Source organism: Dongia sp. P2_B8, assembly GCF_056404715.1.
The window spans coordinates 200,265-217,023 of the sequence record NZ_JBFUDM010000008.1; the positions used below are offsets into that span (position 1 = coordinate 200,265).

The following is a 16,759-nucleotide window of genomic DNA, read 5'->3' on the forward strand; positions in this document are numbered from 1 at the left end:
TACCCCAATCGACTTATCAATAACCTGATCCACGGATTTTGACCACGCCCCTCCCGTGACCCAATTCCTGTGACGATGCAGACGACGCCACAAACTACCAGGTGGTTCTCCCGGCAGCGGCTCGCTATGCTGGCGGACTATATCCCTCCCCCTACATCCAGTGCAGATTGTCCACCATGTCCGCCCCCGCTCTCGCTGCCGATCGTCCCGTGTTCGCCATCCTGTTGATGAATCTGGCGGTTTTGATCTTCACCTCGATGGATGGGCTGATCAAGTACGTGTCGGAGACATATCACTATCCAACCGGCGAGCTGATTTTCGTGCGCAACCTCTTCGCCTTTCTGCCGCTGCTGGGCTACATGCGGGTTGTGGAGAAGCGGCTGCAGTTGAAGACGACACAGCCTTGGGGACATTTCTGGCGCGGCGTGGTCGGCGTTTCGGCCATGTACTGCTATTTCCTGTCCTACAAGTTGCTGCCGCTCTCCGATGCCATTGCCTTGGGCCTTTCCGGGCCGATCTTCCTCACCATTCTGTCCGTGCCGCTGCTGGGCGAGAAAGTCGGCTGGCGCCGCTGGAGCGCTGTCACGGCCGGTTTTGTCGGAGTCATGATCATGACGCGGCCGGGTACCGGCGTGTTCGATCCTTACGCTCTCATCCCGCTGCTTGCCGCCATCTTTTATGCGCTCGCGATGATTTCGATCCGCAAGATGTCGGCGACCGAACCGCCCACCACCATCGTCTTCTACTTCACGGTGTTCGCCATGATCGCCTCTCTGTTCACCTTGCCTTTGGGCCTCATTGATCCGGACCTTGCCTGGCGGCAGCCGCGCGGCTTCAACGAGATCGGCTTATTGGTGCTGATCGGCACAATGGGTGGCGCCGCACAGATTGCCATGACCACGGCCTTTCGCCGCACCTCGGTCTCGGTCGTGGCGCCGTTCGAATACATGGCATTGGTCTACGGTTTCCTGCTGGGCTTCCTGCTGTTTGACGAATTGCCGGATGAGTATCTGATCATCGGCGGCGCGGTCGTCGTGGGCAGTGGCATCTACATCATCCACCGCGAAACACTGCTCGCCCGCCAGCGCCGGCGGGCGGCGACCCTGCCCTCCTTGCCAGTGATCGAGTAGCGTCATCGGATAGGAAAATCGCCGACAATTTTCCGACCTCCCACCATGATCGGCAGGTTTTTTTGAATTCCCGTTGGGATTCAATGATGACTTATTTCATGCCATAAAACCTAGCCTTTTCAATACACTAAGCTCCTCAGCAACGTCGTCTCATGACGCAAATCGGGGGAGTACGCGACCATGGCAACCATCTATGGCACCAACGTCTCTGAGGAAATTCTCGGCACCGAACTTGCCGACACCATCAATGGCTGGGCTATTGCCAACGCACCCGGCGATCTCGGGCCCAATGACGATAACGATTCGATCTTCGGCTTTGCCGGCAACGATGTGTTGAACGGCGGCAATGGCGACGACGCGCTGGTCGGCGATGTCGGGATCGACACGCTTAGCGGCGGCAACGGCAATGACGGACTGTGGGGCGGTGATGACAATGATTCACTGCGCGGTGACGCCGGCAACGACCAGCTTTATGGCGATGCCGGCAATGACTACGTTTCCGGCGGTGCCGGCAACGACAATATGTGGGGCGGCGCGGGCATCGACACGCTGAAGGGCGAAGATGGCGACGATTTCATCGCGGCCGATGCCGGTGACGATTTCGTCAATGGCGGCAATGGCCAGGACAGTCTGTGGGGTGGCGAGGGCAACGACCAGGTGTCGGGTGGCGAAGGCAATGACGCCATCGTCGGCGAGAATGGCAATGACAAGCTCTACGGCAACAATGGCGACGATCATATCTGGGGCGAAGCCGGCGATGACAAGATGTATGGCGAGGCCGGCAATGACGAACTGACCGGCGGCATCGGCAATGACACGCTGGATGGCGGCGACGGCAATGATGGGCTCTGGGGCGGCGACGGCATCGACACGCTCGCCGGCGGCAATGGCGATGACAGTCTCATCGGCGACGCGGGCAATGACACGCTTTCTGGCGGTGCCGGCAACGATCATCTGTGGGGCGCCGATGGGACCGACAAGATGTCCGGCGATGCTGGCGATGACTGGCTCGAAGGCAATGACGGTCACGATTCCCTTGATGGCGGCACCGGCGCGGACACGCTCCTCGGCGGTACCGGCAATGACAGCCTGACCGGCGGCGACGGTGTCGACGGCCTGGTCGGTGAGGCCGGCAATGACTCGCTCTACGGCGGCAATGACGGCGACACGCTGTGGGGGTCGGAGGGCGAGGACCGGCTGTTCGGCGATGCCGGCGACGACTACCTCATTGGCGGTGCCGGCAACGACACACTGACCGGCGGTGCCGGTGCTGACACATTCCAGCTGTCGCTGGAGCCCGGCATCGATTCCATCAAGGATTTTCTGGCTGCCGACGACACCATCGCCTTCGACCGGGCGAGCTTCGGGATCGATGAATCCGCGTCGATTGACGATTATCTGCTGATCTCGGCTACCAAGACCTTGCCGACATCGCCCGATGCCGGTCACGGCTATTTCCTGGTCTCAAATAGCGCGATCTGGTGGGATTCGGATGGCAGCGGGTCGGATGCGGCTGTGGCACTGACGCGCTTTACCACCCCTGCGACCGACCTCACCAACGCGGATTTCCAACTGGTCTGAGGGCCTTAGGCCTGAACATTTTCCCATCGCAACAGCTCCATGGATCACCAGGACTCACGGACCGCCAGCTTTGCTTGCGGTCCGTGAAATCCCTCGTCTAGACTGATCAATCAGGCGCGAAGCCCTGGATCTTTAGCCTGAGATCTCTCTGGGGAGAGCATGGCTGCGATGGTGGAGTCATATTCGCCACAACATCGCGCGCGTGCGCGATCTATCTTGCAATCGCTCGACCTCATGTCGCGCTTGCTGACGGCCAGCTGCTACTGTCATGGATTGAACCCGGCGCAGTGGAGCGCCCTGCGCTACTTCGCCGAAGCCGGCAGCAAAGACTCAACCCCCAGCGCCTTTGCCCGCACCCACCGCGCCACCAAGGGCACGGTTTCACAAACATTGATCGCTCTCGCCCGCAAGGGTCTCATCGACAAGATCACCGATGCCAAGGACGGCCGCAGCATCACCATAAGGCTGACCGCGGCCGGCACAGCGCTGCTGGCACGGGATCCCTGGCTGGCCTTTGAAGATGCGCTGATGAAAAGCCCGGATGAATCGCTCCGCCATGTGGCACGCCTGGCCGACATGCTAGCAAGGCTTGATGTGGCGGACGATTCCTGAGTCGCAGCGTTATAGCCGTTCTTCGATAGCGTCCCAGATCTGGTCTTCCAGCATTACGCCGTCGAAGCGGTTGATCTGTTGCAGGCCGGTGGGCGAGGTCACGTTGATCTCGGTGAGATAGTCACCGATGACGTCGATGCCGACGAAGATGAGGCCACGCTTCTTCAGCTCCGGGCCAATGATCTCGCAGATTTCTTCTTCGCGCTTGGTCAGCGTCGATTTCACCGCGACGCCGCCGACATGCATGTTGCTGCGCGCCTCGCCGGCCGCCGGCACACGGTTGATGGCGCCCGCCGCCTTGCCGTCGATGAGGATGATGCGCTTGTCGCCCAATCGCACCTTCGGTTCATAGCGCTGGATCTGGATCGGTTCGCGGTAGAACTGGGTGAACATCTCCAGCAACGAGGCAAGATTCTCGTCGTCGGGCTTCACATGAAAGACCCCGGCACCGCCATTGCCGAACAGGGGCTTCACGATGATGTCCTTATGCTCGGCCCGGAAGGCCATGATCTCCTGCCGGTCGCTGGTGATCAGCGTCGGTGGCATGACATTCTTGAATTCGGTGACCGACAGCTTCTCCGGCGCATTGCGCACATGGGCGGGGTCGTTGACCACCAGCGTATCCGGATGGATGCGCTCCAGGATATGCGTCGCGGTGATATAGGCCATGTCGAAGGGCGGATCCTGGCGCATCAGGATCACATCCAGATTGGCAAGGTCGATCACCTCTTCCGAACCCAGGGTCGCGTGATTGCCGCGCTCGCGCCGGAATTCAACCGGCCGTGCCCGCGCCGTCACCTTGCCATCGCGCCAGGAGAGTTGGCGCGGATGATAATGATAGAGCTTGTAGCCGCGCCTCTGCGCCGCAAGGCCGAGGACGAAGCTCGAATCCCCGTCGATATCGATGCTTTCAACGGGATCCATCTGGATGGCGACGACAAGCGACATGGTATTTGCTCTTCGATGAAGGAGATGGCCGGGAATGAGGTCGGGGCAGTTTAGCGACGCGCGAGGCGGAAGCAATGCCCCAACTATTGCAATCTCTGCGTGATGTCCTGCAGCAAACGCGCGACCTGGTGGCGCTGAGCTTCATTGTCCGAGGTTTCGAGGAAACGCGACAAGGCAAGCTTGGCCGCCAGCAGATTGCCAAGACGCGAATGGATGAGCCCGGCTTCGCGCCAGATGGCGGCGGCCCCGGGGGCGACCAGCAGCATGCGCTCGGCCACAGCGGCGGCACGCGGCAGGTCGCCATCCTGGATCAGCCGTACTTTGATGTTGTTCTGCAAGCGCAGCAGGATGTCGCGGTTGCCGACGGCGGCGTAGTGGCTGGGTTGCAATTCCGCCTTGTCACCGATCGCGGTCTTCAGGCGCTGCCGCAGGTCGCCTGTCTCCAGCACGCGGCCACCGTCGAAGGGATCGAGGATTGCGGCCTTGCCGTCGTGGAACAGGCGGATGACGAAATGGCCGGGAAAATTGACGCCCTCGATGGCCCAGCCCTGGCTGCGCGCGGCATGCATGTAAAGGATCGCCAGCGCTACCGGCAGTCCCTGGCGCCGATCAATGACTCGCATCAGATCGGCATTCTGCAGATCGTCATAATTGACGCGGTCGCCACGATAGGCGAATTCGCCGGCCATGATGTCAGCAAGCAGCCGACAGCGCGCATCGAGCCCGGCCTGGGATGGCAGCGTCATCTCCGGCAGGGCCGCCGCCTGCTTCATCGCATCGGCAATGGCCGCAAGATGCGCCCGGTAGACATGGCGGCCAAGTTCCGGCCGGTCGAGCGCTGCCAGCGCCAGGGCAGCCTCGGCCAGGTCGATCTCTGAATCGCTCTGGCCGCCGATGCGGGCGAGGTCGCCCTCGATATCCATGGTGCTGCTCATGCTGCCGTGATCTTGTCGCTTTGCGCGGTGGGCTTCAAGCCACGGGAAAATTGGGCCGGAGAGAAATCAGAAATCAAGACAGCAACCTAGCGGTCGGCGCGCGATGGCGGCGGCTTGGGGGGTGGGTTTTTGCTCGCCGTCAAAACCACATTCGCTTCCGGCGGCTTCACGTCCGGGACCGGTGGCAATGGATCGCTCACTACCCGCACGCGGTCCACCACTGAGCGCACATAAGCGATATCGCGGGCATGATCGACCACCCGCTGGCGCTCTGTGTCATCCTGCGCCACACCCATGAGATAGATGGTCGAGCGGATGCAATCGATGCTGAAATTGTTGGCACGGACCTGGCTGTCTGCCATCAGCTTGACGCGCAGGCGCGCGATCAGCCAGGCATCCTCGCTGTAATCGCCGGCATCCAGGCCGCGGCCGATCTTGATCTCGTTCATCACCTCGCGGACACCGCTCGACTGCCAGGCGATGGCAGTCGCCTCGACCCGGTCTTCGGGCTTCTGCACGAAGCCGGTCAGCAGTACGCGGCCTTCATGGACCTGGAGGCTCACCTTCTGGAACAGCTTCTGGTCATGTTCCAGCAGCCGTCGATTGATGCCGACCCAGGTGACGTTGTCATCGACGCCCGTCACCAGGCCGCGTTCCTGGGTCGCCAGATTGATGGTGGTGGCCGCAACGCCGACGGCTGTCCCGATCGGGGAGCAGGCAGCCAAGGTACCGGCGGCCAGGACAACTAATGCCAGGGTAGGCAAAGCCGGGGCGGGCAAACGATACCGCCCTGCGACACTGGCAAGGAAATGCCGGGATCGTCTCTGATTGCTGGAACAAGAGGGCGGCGGCGCCGGATTCATGAAGCGAATCATGCCCTAAGACCGATTCGACCTCAAGCGAGGCTTGATGTCAGCCTCATGTCAGGCTGGTCTCAGGCTGGTCTCAGGCTGGCCTCAGGCTTCTGGCCGCCAGGCATCCTTGAGGTGGATCGGCCAGCCAAACCGACCCAGGGCCATGATATCGCACCGAAGATCGAGGCTGCCAAGCTCCGGCCGGGTCTTCAGATAATGCGACAGTGCCCGGAGCAGACGCTGGCGCTGCTGCGGCAGGACGGCGCCGCTGGCGAGCCCCGTATCGGCGCGGGTCTTCACCTCGACCAGCACCAGGATGCCGCCTTTGCGCACCAGAATATCGATCTCGCCCAGCTTGGAGCGCCAATTGCGTTCGAGGATGCGGTAGCCTTTGAGGCGCAAACAGGCGACCGCCAGCGCTTCTGCCAGACGGCCGCGGCGCCGGGAATTGGCACCACGCAGCTTTTTATGCGCCGTCGTCATTGCCATCCGTCTGCTGCTTCAGCTCCAATGCCCGCTGATAGACCTGCCGTTTCGGCAGGCTGGCCGCCGCCGCCACCGCCTCCGCCGCCTCCTTCACCCGCATCACCTGGAGCGCCTTCAACAAGGCAGCATCGAGGTCGATCGCGGCACCTGCGGCCTCGGCCAGCGGCGGGCCGATGACGATCACGATCTCGCCTTTGGGGGGTCCCGCCTCGGTGTAGTGATCGAGCAGCTCCTGCAAGCTGCCGCGGCGCACCTCCTCGAACATCTTGGTGAGCTCGCGGGCCACTGCGGCCGGCCGGTCGCCCAGCACCGCCCTGAGGTCGCCAAGCGCCGTCACCAGGCGTGGCGCGGTCTCGAACAGGATGAGCGAGGCGCGCAATCCTGCCACCTCCTCCAGCTCCGTCCGCCGCGCCGCCGATTTGGCGGCGAGAAAGCCTAAGAACAGGAAGCGGTCGGTGGGCAGACCGGAGAGGATGAGCGCCATGATCGGCGCCGAAGGGCCGGGCAGGGCCGTCACCGGAATGCCGAGTGCCGCCACCTCCCGCACCAGCTTGAAGCCGGGATCGGAAATCAGCGGTGTCCCGGCATCCGACACCAGCGCCATTTTTTCGCCACGCTGCAGGCGTTCGATGAGCCGTGGCCGCATCTCGTCGGCATTGTGGTCGTGATAGCTGAGCAAGGATTTTTTGATCCCCAGATGCTGCAACAGTCGGATGGTGATGCGCGAATCCTCGCAGGCGATCGCATCCGCCGCGCGCAGATAGTCGGCGGCGCGGACCGAGAGATCACCCAGATTGCCGATCGGCGTTGCCACCAGGCCCAATTCTCCGATCCCGGCATCGCGGGACGATGCGGGCGTCCCAGAGGCCGAAGCCCCAGGGGCTGAAGACTGGGCCGGTTTACTTAACAGGGCTCTGTCGTTAGGCTTCGCCATCATTGCTCATTTTATGATTTGCCGGAGTTATCATGTTTGACGCGTCGAAATCGCAGCGCCCCCTAACTGCCTTGGCGGGCCTCGCTTTGTCGAGCTTCATGCTGCTCAGCCTGTCAGCCATTCTCCTCACGGGCTGCGCGCCCAACGTAGCGCCCCCGCCCCCGGTTAGCCAGCCGGCCCCGGCACCAGCCCCCGCACCCACCGCCCAGGCGCCCAGCACCAGCGTGGAACCGGTCGATACCGACATCAAGGTCGGGCTGCTATTGCCCCTCTCCGGCCAGCAGGCCAGCCTCGGCCGCGCCATGCTGCAGGCGGCCGAAATGGGCCTGTTCGATGTCGGCGGCGACAATTTCAAGCTGGTGGTGCGCGACAGCGCCACGTCAGGCGGGCCGGCAGCAGCAGCCCGTGATGCGCTGGCTGACAAGGCTGACATTGTTCTTGGCCCCCTCTTCGGCGCCGAGCTGAAGCAGGCGGCGGCGCCTGTGCTCGCCGCGCATGTTCCGATGGTCAGCTTCAGCAACGATAATTCCCAGGCGCAGCCGGGCGTCTATGTGCTGGGGGTGACGCCGGAGAGCCAGATCAACCGGGTCGTAACCTATGCCGCCTCGCAACAGGTGAAGCGCTTTGCCATCATGGCACCCAATTCACCCTTCGGCCGATTGGTGCTGAGCGCCTATCAGGAATCCGTGGTGAAAGCTGGTGGTACGATTTCGCAGGTCGTGTTCTACGATCCGAAATCCCCCGACCTCACCCAGCCGGTGCGTGAGATGGCGGATGCCTATAAGCGCAGCGGCTTCGATGCACTGATGATCCCGGAAGGCGGCCAGAAGTTGCGGGCCTTTGCCGCCATGCTGCCGGCCTTCGAAATCCCCACCGGCCTCGTCCGGCTGCTCGGCACTGCGCAATGGCAGGATCCGGCCATCGCCAGCGAAGGTGCCCTGGTCGGCGGCTGGTTCGCAGCCTCGGCCCCCGACCGCCTGCAGGCCTTCAACCAGCGCTATGCCAGCCTCTATGGCACGCCGCCGGACTCGCGTGCCGCGATCGTCTATGACGCGGTCACCCTGGCGGTGGCCCTTGCAGGGTCCAAGGAAGGTGGCGACTTCTCAGCCCAGCGCATGACCGATCCGTCCGGCTTTGCTGGCGTCACCGGCGTGTTCCGTCTGGGCGCCGACGGCAAGGCGGAACGTGGTCTGGCCGTCCTCGAAGTGGCGCCCGGCACCTTCCTGGTCAAAGACCCGGCGCCGGGGACCTTTGCCGCTGTGATCAACTGATCAATTGACCTCTCTCCGGAAATCGCACCCCAGTGCATGGCCGAGCGCTAAATCGGGGTAAGTTAAGGAAATCGCTCCTAAATTTCGCATATTGTACAGTCGCGCAATAATCTTTCATTAGCATTTATCTGACATAACCGGACAACGGCAGGGGGCAGCCCGCCACGGCGCAGTGACGACGTGGGCGAACGATTTTGCCCCGCGCCAACTCTTTTCCGGAGACGCCCGTTTATGTTCAAGAAAATTTCCATCGCCGGCCGTGTCACGATCGCCATCGCCGCTTTTCTGGTGTTGCTTTCCGGCGCCCTGATCTACACCGCCTACCTCCTGGTCTCGGATAAGATGGAAGTTCAGGCGACCAGCGCGCAGCAGACCAATATGCGCGTGGCCTGGGATGTCCTGAAGCAGAGCGGTACCGAGTTCAGCGTCAAAGACGGCAAGCTTTATGCCGGCGACGTGATGCTCAACGACAACCTTGCGATCGTCGACAAGATCAAGGAGTTGGTCGGCGGCACAGCCACCATCTTCCAGGGCGACACACGCGTCGCCACCAATGTGATGAAGCCTGACGGTTCGGGCCGCGCCGTGGGCACGCAGCTCGCCAAGAACGCCGCCCACGATTCCGTGCTCGGCCAGGGAAAGCCCTATAACGGCACGGTCGACATCCTTGGCCAGACCTTCTTCACCGGCTATGACCCGATCAAGAACGCCGCCGGGGAGACCATTGGCATCCTTTATGTCGGCGTGAAGAAGAGCGACTATTTCGCCATCGTCGACAGTCTGCTGTTGAGCTTCGGCATGGTGACGCTGGCCATCGTGATCGTGCTGGCGGGCCTTGGCTTTGTCGTGACACGGCGCCTTTTGAAACCACTGACCGAAGTGCGCGAGGCATTGTCGGCGCTAGGGGCGGGCAATCTCAATGTCGAGATCAAGCATATCGAGCGCAGCGACGAAATCGGCGTCATGGCCCGCACCGTCAACATGTTCAAGGACAATGCGGCCGAACGCAACCGGCTGCAGGCGGCACAGGAAACCGAACGCGCCGCGGCTCAGGCTGACCGCGCGCGCGCCCTCCAGGGTGTCGCCGAACAGTTCCGCCAATCTGTCCTCGGTGTCGTCGACCGTGTGGCGGACGCCACCAACAATCTACGCGGCGGCGCCGATTCCGTGGCCCTTCAAGCCGGCAACACCACCGGCGATGTCGGTTCTGCCAACGAAGCAGCCGGCCGCGTCGCGCGCAATGTCGAAGCGGTGGCTGCTGCCACCGAAGAACTCACCGCCTCGATCGGCGACATTTCACGTCAGGTCGCAGAAACCTCGGCAGCCGCGGATCGCGCGGTCTCCGAGGCCAACGAGACCAGCAGCACCATGCAGAATCTGGCCGCAGCCGCCAATCGCATCGGCGAGGTCGTGCGTCTCATCAACGAAATCGCCAGCCAGACCAATCTGCTGGCGCTCAACGCCACCATCGAAGCCGCCCGCGCCGGTGATGCCGGCAAGGGCTTTGCCGTGGTCGCTTCGGAAGTGAAGAACCTCGCAACGCAAACTGCCAAGGCCACCGAGGACATCCAGGCGCAGATCCAGGACATCCAGACGGAAACCAAGAAGGCCGTGGGCGCCATCGACGGGATCGCCACCTCGATCAACGATATCAGCGCCAAGGCCAATGCGGTCAGCGACGCCGTCGGCCAGCAGATGGAAGCCACCAACGAGATCGCCCGCAATGTGCAGCAGGCCTCCACGGAATCCGAGACCGTCAGCAAGCGCATCTCGACCGCGGCTGCCGGCGCCGGTGAATCCGGTTCCGCCGCCGCCAAGCTCCGCGAAGAAGCCGTGGCGCTGGCCAGCGATGTCGATCAGCTGCGCACCCTCTCCGGCGATTTCATCAATCGGATCGCGACGGTTTGAGGACAATTGCCCAGACAGCGGCCGTTTTTCAGGCTGGCGACTATTCTCCTAGAATGTCAGGAGCGGTGACGGACTTTATTCGCATGGCATTTATGAACATCTAAGAAGTCTATCCGAAAACACACCAGCGGCAGCAGTTTTGCATCTTCTCGATTGCTGTGCCGTCAGGACTGACCCTAGGCTACGCCGATATTTTTGGCATAGGCCTCTCAGGCAGTTCAGATGTCCAGCAACACGAAGATGCTCTTACGGCGTTCTGTGGGGCAGACTTTCAGGCAGGTAAGCCGGACACTGCCCAATTTATGGTTCATCAATTACGCTTTGGCCCTGCCACATTTCTGGCGTGGCAATAAAAGAGTTCCGCGCTCTTTCAGCGATCCCCGCGCAACGCTAAACGACATCATCTTCCATCGCATGATTCGAAACAGCTGGTCGGTCCTGCACCAATCATGCGTCGACAAGGAATATGCGAAAATATTGGCCCAAGCCAAGGCGCCTTGCGTGAAAATCGCCAAGGTCGAAGCTGTCTTGCGATTGCACAAGACGACAACACCCGCGGATGTGGCCGCCTGGTTGAAACCCTTTCTCGGTCGAAAGCTCGTGGTCAAGCCGACACACAGTTTCGGCGCTATCCTCTACCTCGATGAGCCCATCGACGAGGCACAGCTGAGAAGGTTCGTGCGCTTCTCAAAAAAGAGCTTCTTTCCACTCACGCGTGAGGCGCAGTATAACGGCCTGGAGAAGAAGCTCATCATCGAGCAAAACGTCGCCTCCACCACGGGGCTGACCGACTATAAATTTTCCTGCGCCGATGGGCATATCCTGCATGGCCGGATGGATGTTGATCGCTGCATGCCATCGCATCGTCGCGCCCTCTTCACCGTGCCCGACTTCAATATCATCCCGGTATGTTGCGGTGGCGTCGAGCGCCTTGAGACCATCGTCAAGCCGCCGCATTTTGCCGACATGATCGAGATTGCTTCCCAGCTTTCGCGCGGATTCGATTTTGTCCGCGTCGACCTCTACGATACCGACGAAGGCGTCTATTTTGGCGAATTTACCTTCACGCCAGCCGCCGGATCCTGCAGTTATTCGGATGAAGAGATTGCCATCGAAATGGCCCGTAAGCTGCGCGCCGTCGGCACGGCCAAGCTACCGCTGGAACCCAGCCTGAGCACGCCGGAGATGCTGGCGCTCCGTCAAAGCTCAGCTCAGCAATTCGCCGAGCACAGCGTCGAGACGCTGCCGGCCGGCAGCGGTGGCGTGGAGCCGCTCGGCCCGGATATCGAGGAAACCCCCTTGGCACAGGCGCTGTAAACGAGGGGGGTCGAGGCAGTCGGCAAACGGCCGGCCGGCCTCGGCCTCGAAACGCGCGAGCGGAATTCCCTCGGCAAGACGCAGTCCCATCATGGTGAGCTCGCTGATGCGCGCCTCGGTGTTTACCTCGTCATATTGCCGTGTCGCATGGCCCTGTTCTGCCACCATCTCCAGCCAACGTTCCGGCGACCGGTGCTGGCGTGTCGCGAATTTTCGGCCATCCAGCGTCAACCGCCCGTGGGCACCCGGCCCGATACCGACATAATCGCCGTAGCGCCAGTAAGTGAGATTGTGTCGCGATTCCGAACCCGGTCGCGCATGGTTGGAAATCTCATAGGCCGCCAATCCGGCATCGCCCAACCGGGCCTGCGTCAGCTCAAACAGCTCGGCCTGGGTATCTTCGTCCGGCAGCACGAAATCGCCGCGCGCATAGGCCTGCTCGAACATCGTCCCGGTCTCGATGGTCAGCTGGTAGAGCGAGATGTGATCGGCGGCGAAGGTCAAGGCACGCTCGAGCTCCTGATCCCAAAGTGCCGGCGTCTGGCCAGGCCGCGCATAGATGAGATCGAAGGTGAATCGGTCGAAGGTGCTGGCGGCAAGATCCAGCGCCGCCAGGGCCTCGCTTTGATTGTGCTGGCGGCCGAGGGATTTGAGGTCGCCATCGTTGAGCGCCTGGATACCCAATGACACGCGGTTGATGCCGGCTGCACGGAAGCCTTTGAGCTTGTCGGCTTCGACCGAGGTCGGATTGGCTTCCAGCGTGATCTCGATGTCGTTGGCCACCCGCCAATGCCGCGCCACCGCATCGATCACCGTCTCCGCCGTGGCGGGGTCCATCAGCGACGGTGTGCCACCACCAAAGAAGATGCTGGTGACGGTCCGGTCCGGCGTCAGCGCTGCGTAATGCGCCAGTTCCTTGAGATATGACTCCCGCCAATCCCTCTCCTCGATCCGCTCACGGACATGGGAATTGAAATCGCAATAGGGGCATTTGGCCTTGCAAAAGGGCCAATGGATATAAATGCCAAAGCCGCGCGGATCGTGGTGAGAGGTCATGGCAAATTCGCCAGCAAATCGGCAATGACACCTTCCGGATTTTTCAACACTTCATTGTTCCAATAGCGCTTCACGCGATAGCCATTCTGATTGAGCCAAGCTGTTCTAGTTTCATCGCCAGCAGACTCTGCATGTTGACCGCCGTCCGCTTCGACCACGAGCTTTGCGTCTGCGCAGTAGAAATCAACGATATAGGGACCAAGCGGAACCTGCCGACGGAATTTCCATCCCATTAGCTGACGATCGCGTAGCAGCGACCATAATTTCTTCTCTGCGTCCGTCGCATTGCGCCGCAGAACTTTTGCCTCTGCCGTCTTTGCCACGGCAACACCCCCTCACCCTGACCCTCTCCCGCAAGGGGAGAGGGAATGAGATCTGCCGGCAGAACCGGGCCCAGCAAGCAGATGGTAATCGAAATGTGCGGCAAAAGCCCCTCTCCCCTCGCGGGAGAGGGGTTGGGGTGAGGGGGGCGCCCGAAGAAAGCGCTACCCCCGCCGGCGGTTGCGGCGGCGACCGTCGTCGCTGCCTTCGGGTTGAGTGGCCACCTTCGGCAGCGGCAAGTTCACCGCCTTCGCCAAATGCGGATAGGGTGCCGTCTTGTGAGGAAGCGCCATCGCTTCGATGAAATGCTCCTGGAACTTCGCCTCGACCGCGGTCTCGATCTTTTCGACCTGCTTCACCACCTTGGCGATCTCGTCGCGAGCGGCACGGTTGAGGAGGGCGATGCGGGCGCCGGTGCCGGCGGCATTGCCGGCTGAGGTTACCTTGGCCAGATCACAATCCGGGATCATGCCCAGGACCATCGCATATTTGACATCGATATGGCTGCCGAAGGCACCCGCCAGTGTAATGCGATCGACCTTGTCGACACCGAGCTTGTCCATGAGCAGGCGCGCGCCGGCATAGAGGGCGGCCTTCGCCAGCTGGATGGCGCGGATATCGTTCTGCATGATCTTCAACTGCGGCTGACCATCATGCAGCAGATAGAAGAAGGTGCGGCCATCGGCCTGGATGCGCGGGCTTTTTGCCGCCATGCCGCCATCGATGACGCCGTCTTGCGTGAGGATGCCCGCCAGGAACATCTCCGCCAGTGCCTCGATGACACCCGACCCACACACACCGGTCACACCGAAAGCTTCCGTTTCCTTGGCGAAGTCCGGGTGATCCGACCAGAGGTCGGACCCGATCACCTTGAAGCGTGGCTCCAGTGTCTCGCGGTTGATGCGCACGCGCTCGACGGCACCGGGGGCAGCGCGCTGGCCACAGGAAATCTGCGCACCTTCAAAGGCCGGGCCGGTCGGCGAGGAGGCCGCGAGCAGCCGATGACGGTTACCCAGCACGATTTCCGCATTGGTGCCGACATCGACGATAAGCGTCATCTCATCGACGTCATAGGGCGTTTCCGAGAGGATGACGCCAGCAGTGTCCGCTCCCACATGGCCTGCAATACAGGGCAGCACATAGATGCGCGCATTGGGATGGACCTTGAGGTCGATCTCCGTGGCCCAGATCTGCACCGGCCCGTCGGTCGCCAGCGCGAATGGCGCCCAGCCGAGTTCGATGGGATTAATGCCAAGCAGCAGATGATGCATGATCGGGTTGCCGACGAAGGTGCATTCCAGCACATCCTCCTGCGTGCAGCCGGCTTCCTTGACCACCGCCTGCACCAGATCGTTCAGCGCTTCGCGGACAGCCTTGGTCATGTCGACCTCGCCGCCCGGATTCATCATGACATAGGAGACGCGGCTCATCAGATCTTCGCCAAAGCGGATCTGCGGATTCATGAGACCGGAAGACGCCACGACCTCGCCGGTCCCGAGGTCACAGAGATGTGCGGCGATGGTGGTCGAGCCCACGTCGACGGCCAGGCCATAGATCTTGTCGTGGAAGCCCGGCCAGACGGCGGTGATCTGCTTGCCCATATGGACGGCGACGGTCACCTTCCACTCGCCTTTGCGCAGGGCCTGCTGCAAACCCTGGATCGCGCGCACGTCGCAATCAAGGCCCTCAAGGTCCCATTGCGCCTTCAACGCCTTTTCCAAACGCTGCAGATCGCCGGTCGGGTCATGCATGTCGGGCTCCTGTACCTCGACATAGTGCAGGCGGATGACCGGGTCCAAGGTGATGTCGCGCATTTCGGCACGCTTGCGCACGACCTGCTTGTGCACCTGGCTATCGGCCGGTACGTCGATGACGAGATCGCCCAGCAATTGCGCCGAGCAGGAGAGGCGCCGGCCCGGCTTCATGCCACGCTTGTCGGCATAGCGCTGCTCGACGCTGGAGAAGTCGGAGAGGTGATGAGCGTCCGACGTGACGCCGAGCTTGGCGAATTCGCCTTCCGACACCACCACCTGGCAGCGCCCGCAGATGCCGCGGCCGCCGCAAACCGAATCGATATCGACACCGAGCTGGCGCGCGGCGGTCAGGATCGGCGTGCCCTTGACGAAATGGCCACGCTTGCCGGACGGCATGAACACCAGCGATGCCGTTTCAGCGCCATTGTTGCTGCCGTTTTCCAGTGTCGCCGTGCTGACATCCGCCATGACGTTGTTCCTGCAATGATCGTAGGGCCTTTCGGGCCCTGAAAATGCCAAACCCCATCCTTGGGAGCAAGGATGGGGAAGAGTCTTCAGTCGCTCCCCCTCTCCCTAACCCTCCCCCACGTTGGGGGGAGGGAACTCGATCGAGTTCTTTCTTCTCCCTCCCCCCAACGTGGGGGAGGGTCGGGGAGAGGGGGGCTTTCTTTTCTCTGCCGTCCGTTACGCCCCCGCCGTCTCCGGCGTCGCACCGCCGGCGGCACCGCCGCCACGACGGCCCGACCGCTCGCGGCGGCCGCGATCGCCTTCGGCTGCCGGTTCGCGGAAGCGCTTGATCCAATGCGCACAATGCGCATCCGTGCCCATCAGCACGTCGGCGCCCCAGATGCCGGTCATTTCTTCCATGTGCAGCGGGTTCATGATGGCCGAGGTCATGCCGGCACCGATCGCCATCGAGAGGAACGCCTGGTTGAGGCTGTGGCGGTTCGGCAGGCCAAAGCTGATGTTGGAGGCGCCGCAGGTCGTGTTGACCTTGAGCTCTTCCCGGAGGCGGCGGATGAGGCTGAACGCGGCGCGGCCGGCCTGGCCCAGCGCACCGATCGGCATCACCAGCGGATCGACGATGATGTCGCTATAGTGGATGCCGTAATCGGCGGCGCGCTGGACGATCTTCTTCGCCACTTCAAAGCGCACGTCGGGATCTTCCGAGATACCGGTTTCGTCGTTCGAAATGGCGACGACGGCAGCGCCGTACTTTTTGACCAGCGGCAGCACGACTTCGAGGCGTTCTTCTTCGCCGGTCACCGAATTCACCAGCGGCTTGCCCTTGTAGACGGCAAGGCCCGCTTCCAGCGCCGCCACGATCGAGCTGTCGATCGAAAGCGGCGTGTCGGTCAGCGACTGCACCAGCTGGATGGCTTCAGCGAGGATGCGCGGCTCGTCGGCCATCGGGATGCCGGCGTTGACATCGAGCATATGCGCACCAGCTTCGACCTGGGCCAGGGCATCGGACTTCACGCGGCTGTAATCGCCGGCCGCCATTTCAGCTGCCAGCAGCTTGCGGCCCGTGGGATTGATGCGCTCGCCGATGACACAGAAGGGGCGATCGAAGCCGATCACGATTTCCTTGGTGGCCGAGCTGATAACGGTATCGGTCATAACTGATAGTCCTTTCTGAAACGCAATTACTT

15 protein-coding genes are annotated in these 16,759 nt (G+C 62.0%); 6 read left to right on the forward strand and 9 right to left on the reverse strand.

Annotated features, from left to right (window positions below):
• The first annotated feature begins 176 nt into the window (after positions 1–176).
• The 3 genes from AC1DWZ_RS20925 (at position 177) to AC1DWZ_RS20935 (ending at position 3,323) form a co-directional block, all read left to right on the forward strand.
• The gene (locus AC1DWZ_RS20925) at positions 177–1,130 is read left to right on the forward strand and encodes a DMT family transporter (RefSeq protein WP_477170883.1); all 954 of its coding nucleotides are present in this window, start codon (positions 177–179) and stop codon (positions 1,128–1,130) included.
• Positions 1,131–1,310: 180 nt separating this feature from the next.
• A complete protein-coding gene (locus AC1DWZ_RS20930; protein ID WP_477170884.1) occupies positions 1,311–2,711 on the forward strand; it encodes a calcium-binding protein in 1,401 nt (466 codons plus the stop codon).
• 216 nt (positions 2,712–2,927) lie between these two features.
• Positions 2,928–3,323, forward strand: coding sequence for a MarR family winged helix-turn-helix transcriptional regulator (locus AC1DWZ_RS20935; protein ID WP_477170885.1), 396 nt, complete (start codon positions 2,928–2,930; stop codon positions 3,321–3,323).
• A gap of 9 nt (positions 3,324–3,332) precedes the next feature.
• On the opposite strand, the gene gshB is transcribed toward AC1DWZ_RS20935, so the two are convergent.
• The 5 genes from gshB to rsmI form a co-directional block, all read right to left on the reverse strand.
• The gene (gene gshB / locus AC1DWZ_RS20940; RefSeq protein WP_477170886.1) at positions 3,333–4,271 is read right to left on the reverse strand and encodes a glutathione synthase; all 939 of its coding nucleotides are present in this window, start codon (positions 4,269–4,271) and stop codon (positions 3,333–3,335) included.
• Between the two features lie 83 nt (positions 4,272–4,354).
• Positions 4,355–5,206 (reverse strand): SirB1 family protein, encoded by an 852-nt coding sequence (locus tag AC1DWZ_RS20945; protein WP_477170887.1) that lies wholly within the window; start codon positions 5,204–5,206, stop codon positions 4,355–4,357.
• 86 nt (positions 5,207–5,292) lie between these two features.
• Entirely contained in the window at positions 5,293–5,985 is a 693-nt protein-coding gene (locus tag AC1DWZ_RS20950; protein ID WP_477170888.1) for a BON domain-containing protein, read from the reverse strand.
• 177 nt (positions 5,986–6,162) lie between these two features.
• On the reverse strand, positions 6,163–6,549 hold the full coding sequence (locus AC1DWZ_RS20955) for a YraN family protein (protein ID WP_477170889.1): 387 nt from the start codon (positions 6,547–6,549) through the stop codon (positions 6,163–6,165).
• A complete protein-coding gene (gene rsmI, locus AC1DWZ_RS20960; RefSeq protein WP_477170890.1) occupies positions 6,527–7,360 on the reverse strand; it encodes a 16S rRNA (cytidine(1402)-2'-O)-methyltransferase in 834 nt (277 codons plus the stop codon). Before rsmI ends, AC1DWZ_RS20955 begins: the two co-directional genes overlap by 23 nt.
• A 152-nt stretch (positions 7,361–7,512) precedes the next feature.
• Here rsmI and AC1DWZ_RS20965 point away from each other — a divergent pair, with 152 nt between their 5' ends.
• The 3 genes from AC1DWZ_RS20965 to AC1DWZ_RS20975 all read left to right on the forward strand — a co-directional run bounded on the left by AC1DWZ_RS20965 (position 7,513) and on the right by AC1DWZ_RS20975 (position 11,976).
• Positions 7,513–8,751, forward strand: coding sequence for a penicillin-binding protein activator (locus tag AC1DWZ_RS20965; protein WP_477170891.1), 1,239 nt, complete (start codon positions 7,513–7,515; stop codon positions 8,749–8,751).
• A gap of 231 nt (positions 8,752–8,982) precedes the next feature.
• The gene (locus tag AC1DWZ_RS20970) at positions 8,983–10,659 is read left to right on the forward strand and encodes a methyl-accepting chemotaxis protein (RefSeq protein WP_477170892.1); all 1,677 of its coding nucleotides are present in this window, start codon (positions 8,983–8,985) and stop codon (positions 10,657–10,659) included.
• Positions 10,660–11,073: 414 nt separating this feature from the next.
• Positions 11,074–11,976, forward strand: coding sequence for an ATP-grasp fold amidoligase family protein (locus AC1DWZ_RS20975; RefSeq protein ID WP_477170893.1), 903 nt, complete (start codon positions 11,074–11,076; stop codon positions 11,974–11,976).
• Here the strand turns inward: AC1DWZ_RS20975 and hemW are convergent.
• The 4 genes from hemW to AC1DWZ_RS20995 all read right to left on the reverse strand — a co-directional run bounded on the left by hemW (position 11,866) and on the right by AC1DWZ_RS20995 (position 16,727).
• On the reverse strand, positions 11,866–13,032 hold the full coding sequence (hemW, locus tag AC1DWZ_RS20980; protein WP_477170894.1) for a radical SAM family heme chaperone HemW: 1,167 nt from the start codon (positions 13,030–13,032) through the stop codon (positions 11,866–11,868). The genes AC1DWZ_RS20975 and hemW overlap by 111 nt on opposite strands.
• Positions 13,029–13,355: an endonuclease domain-containing protein gene (locus AC1DWZ_RS20985; protein WP_477170895.1), complete on the reverse strand. Its 327-nt coding sequence runs from the start codon at positions 13,353–13,355 to the stop codon at positions 13,029–13,031. The genes hemW and AC1DWZ_RS20985 overlap by 4 nt, the downstream gene beginning before the upstream one ends.
• 162 nt (positions 13,356–13,517) lie before the next feature.
• Positions 13,518–15,575: an ASKHA domain-containing protein gene (locus AC1DWZ_RS20990; RefSeq protein ID WP_477170896.1), complete on the reverse strand. Its 2,058-nt coding sequence runs from the start codon at positions 15,573–15,575 to the stop codon at positions 13,518–13,520.
• A 216-nt stretch (positions 15,576–15,791) separates the two neighbouring features.
• Positions 15,792–16,727: a methyltetrahydrofolate cobalamin methyltransferase gene (locus tag AC1DWZ_RS20995; RefSeq protein WP_477170897.1), complete on the reverse strand. Its 936-nt coding sequence runs from the start codon at positions 16,725–16,727 to the stop codon at positions 15,792–15,794.
• Between the last annotated feature and the right edge of the window lie 32 nt (positions 16,728–16,759).

Coding starts and splice junctions, on each gene's coding strand:
- AC1DWZ_RS20995 (WP_477170897.1), bottom strand. CDS start 16,727: ATGACCGATACCGTTATCAGCTCGGCCACCAAGGAAATCGTGATCGGC.
- gshB (WP_477170886.1), bottom strand. CDS start 4,271: ATGTCGCTTGTCGTCGCCATCCAGATGGATCCCGTTGAAAGCATCGAT.
- AC1DWZ_RS20970 (WP_477170892.1), top strand. CDS start 8,983: ATGTTCAAGAAAATTTCCATCGCCGGCCGTGTCACGATCGCCATCGCC.
- AC1DWZ_RS20975 (WP_477170893.1), top strand. CDS start 11,074: ATGATTCGAAACAGCTGGTCGGTCCTGCACCAATCATGCGTCGACAAG.
- AC1DWZ_RS20965 (WP_477170891.1), top strand. CDS start 7,513: ATGTTTGACGCGTCGAAATCGCAGCGCCCCCTAACTGCCTTGGCGGGC.
- hemW (WP_477170894.1), bottom strand. CDS start 13,032: ATGACCTCTCACCACGATCCGCGCGGCTTTGGCATTTATATCCATTGG.
- AC1DWZ_RS20945 (WP_477170887.1), bottom strand. CDS start 5,206: ATGAGCAGCACCATGGATATCGAGGGCGACCTCGCCCGCATCGGCGGC.
- AC1DWZ_RS20925 (WP_477170883.1), top strand. CDS start 177: ATGTCCGCCCCCGCTCTCGCTGCCGATCGTCCCGTGTTCGCCATCCTG.
- AC1DWZ_RS20990 (WP_477170896.1), bottom strand. CDS start 15,575: ATGGCGGATGTCAGCACGGCGACACTGGAAAACGGCAGCAACAATGGC.
- AC1DWZ_RS20930 (WP_477170884.1), top strand. CDS start 1,311: ATGGCAACCATCTATGGCACCAACGTCTCTGAGGAAATTCTCGGCACC.
- AC1DWZ_RS20955 (WP_477170889.1), bottom strand. CDS start 6,549: ATGGCAATGACGACGGCGCATAAAAAGCTGCGTGGTGCCAATTCCCGG.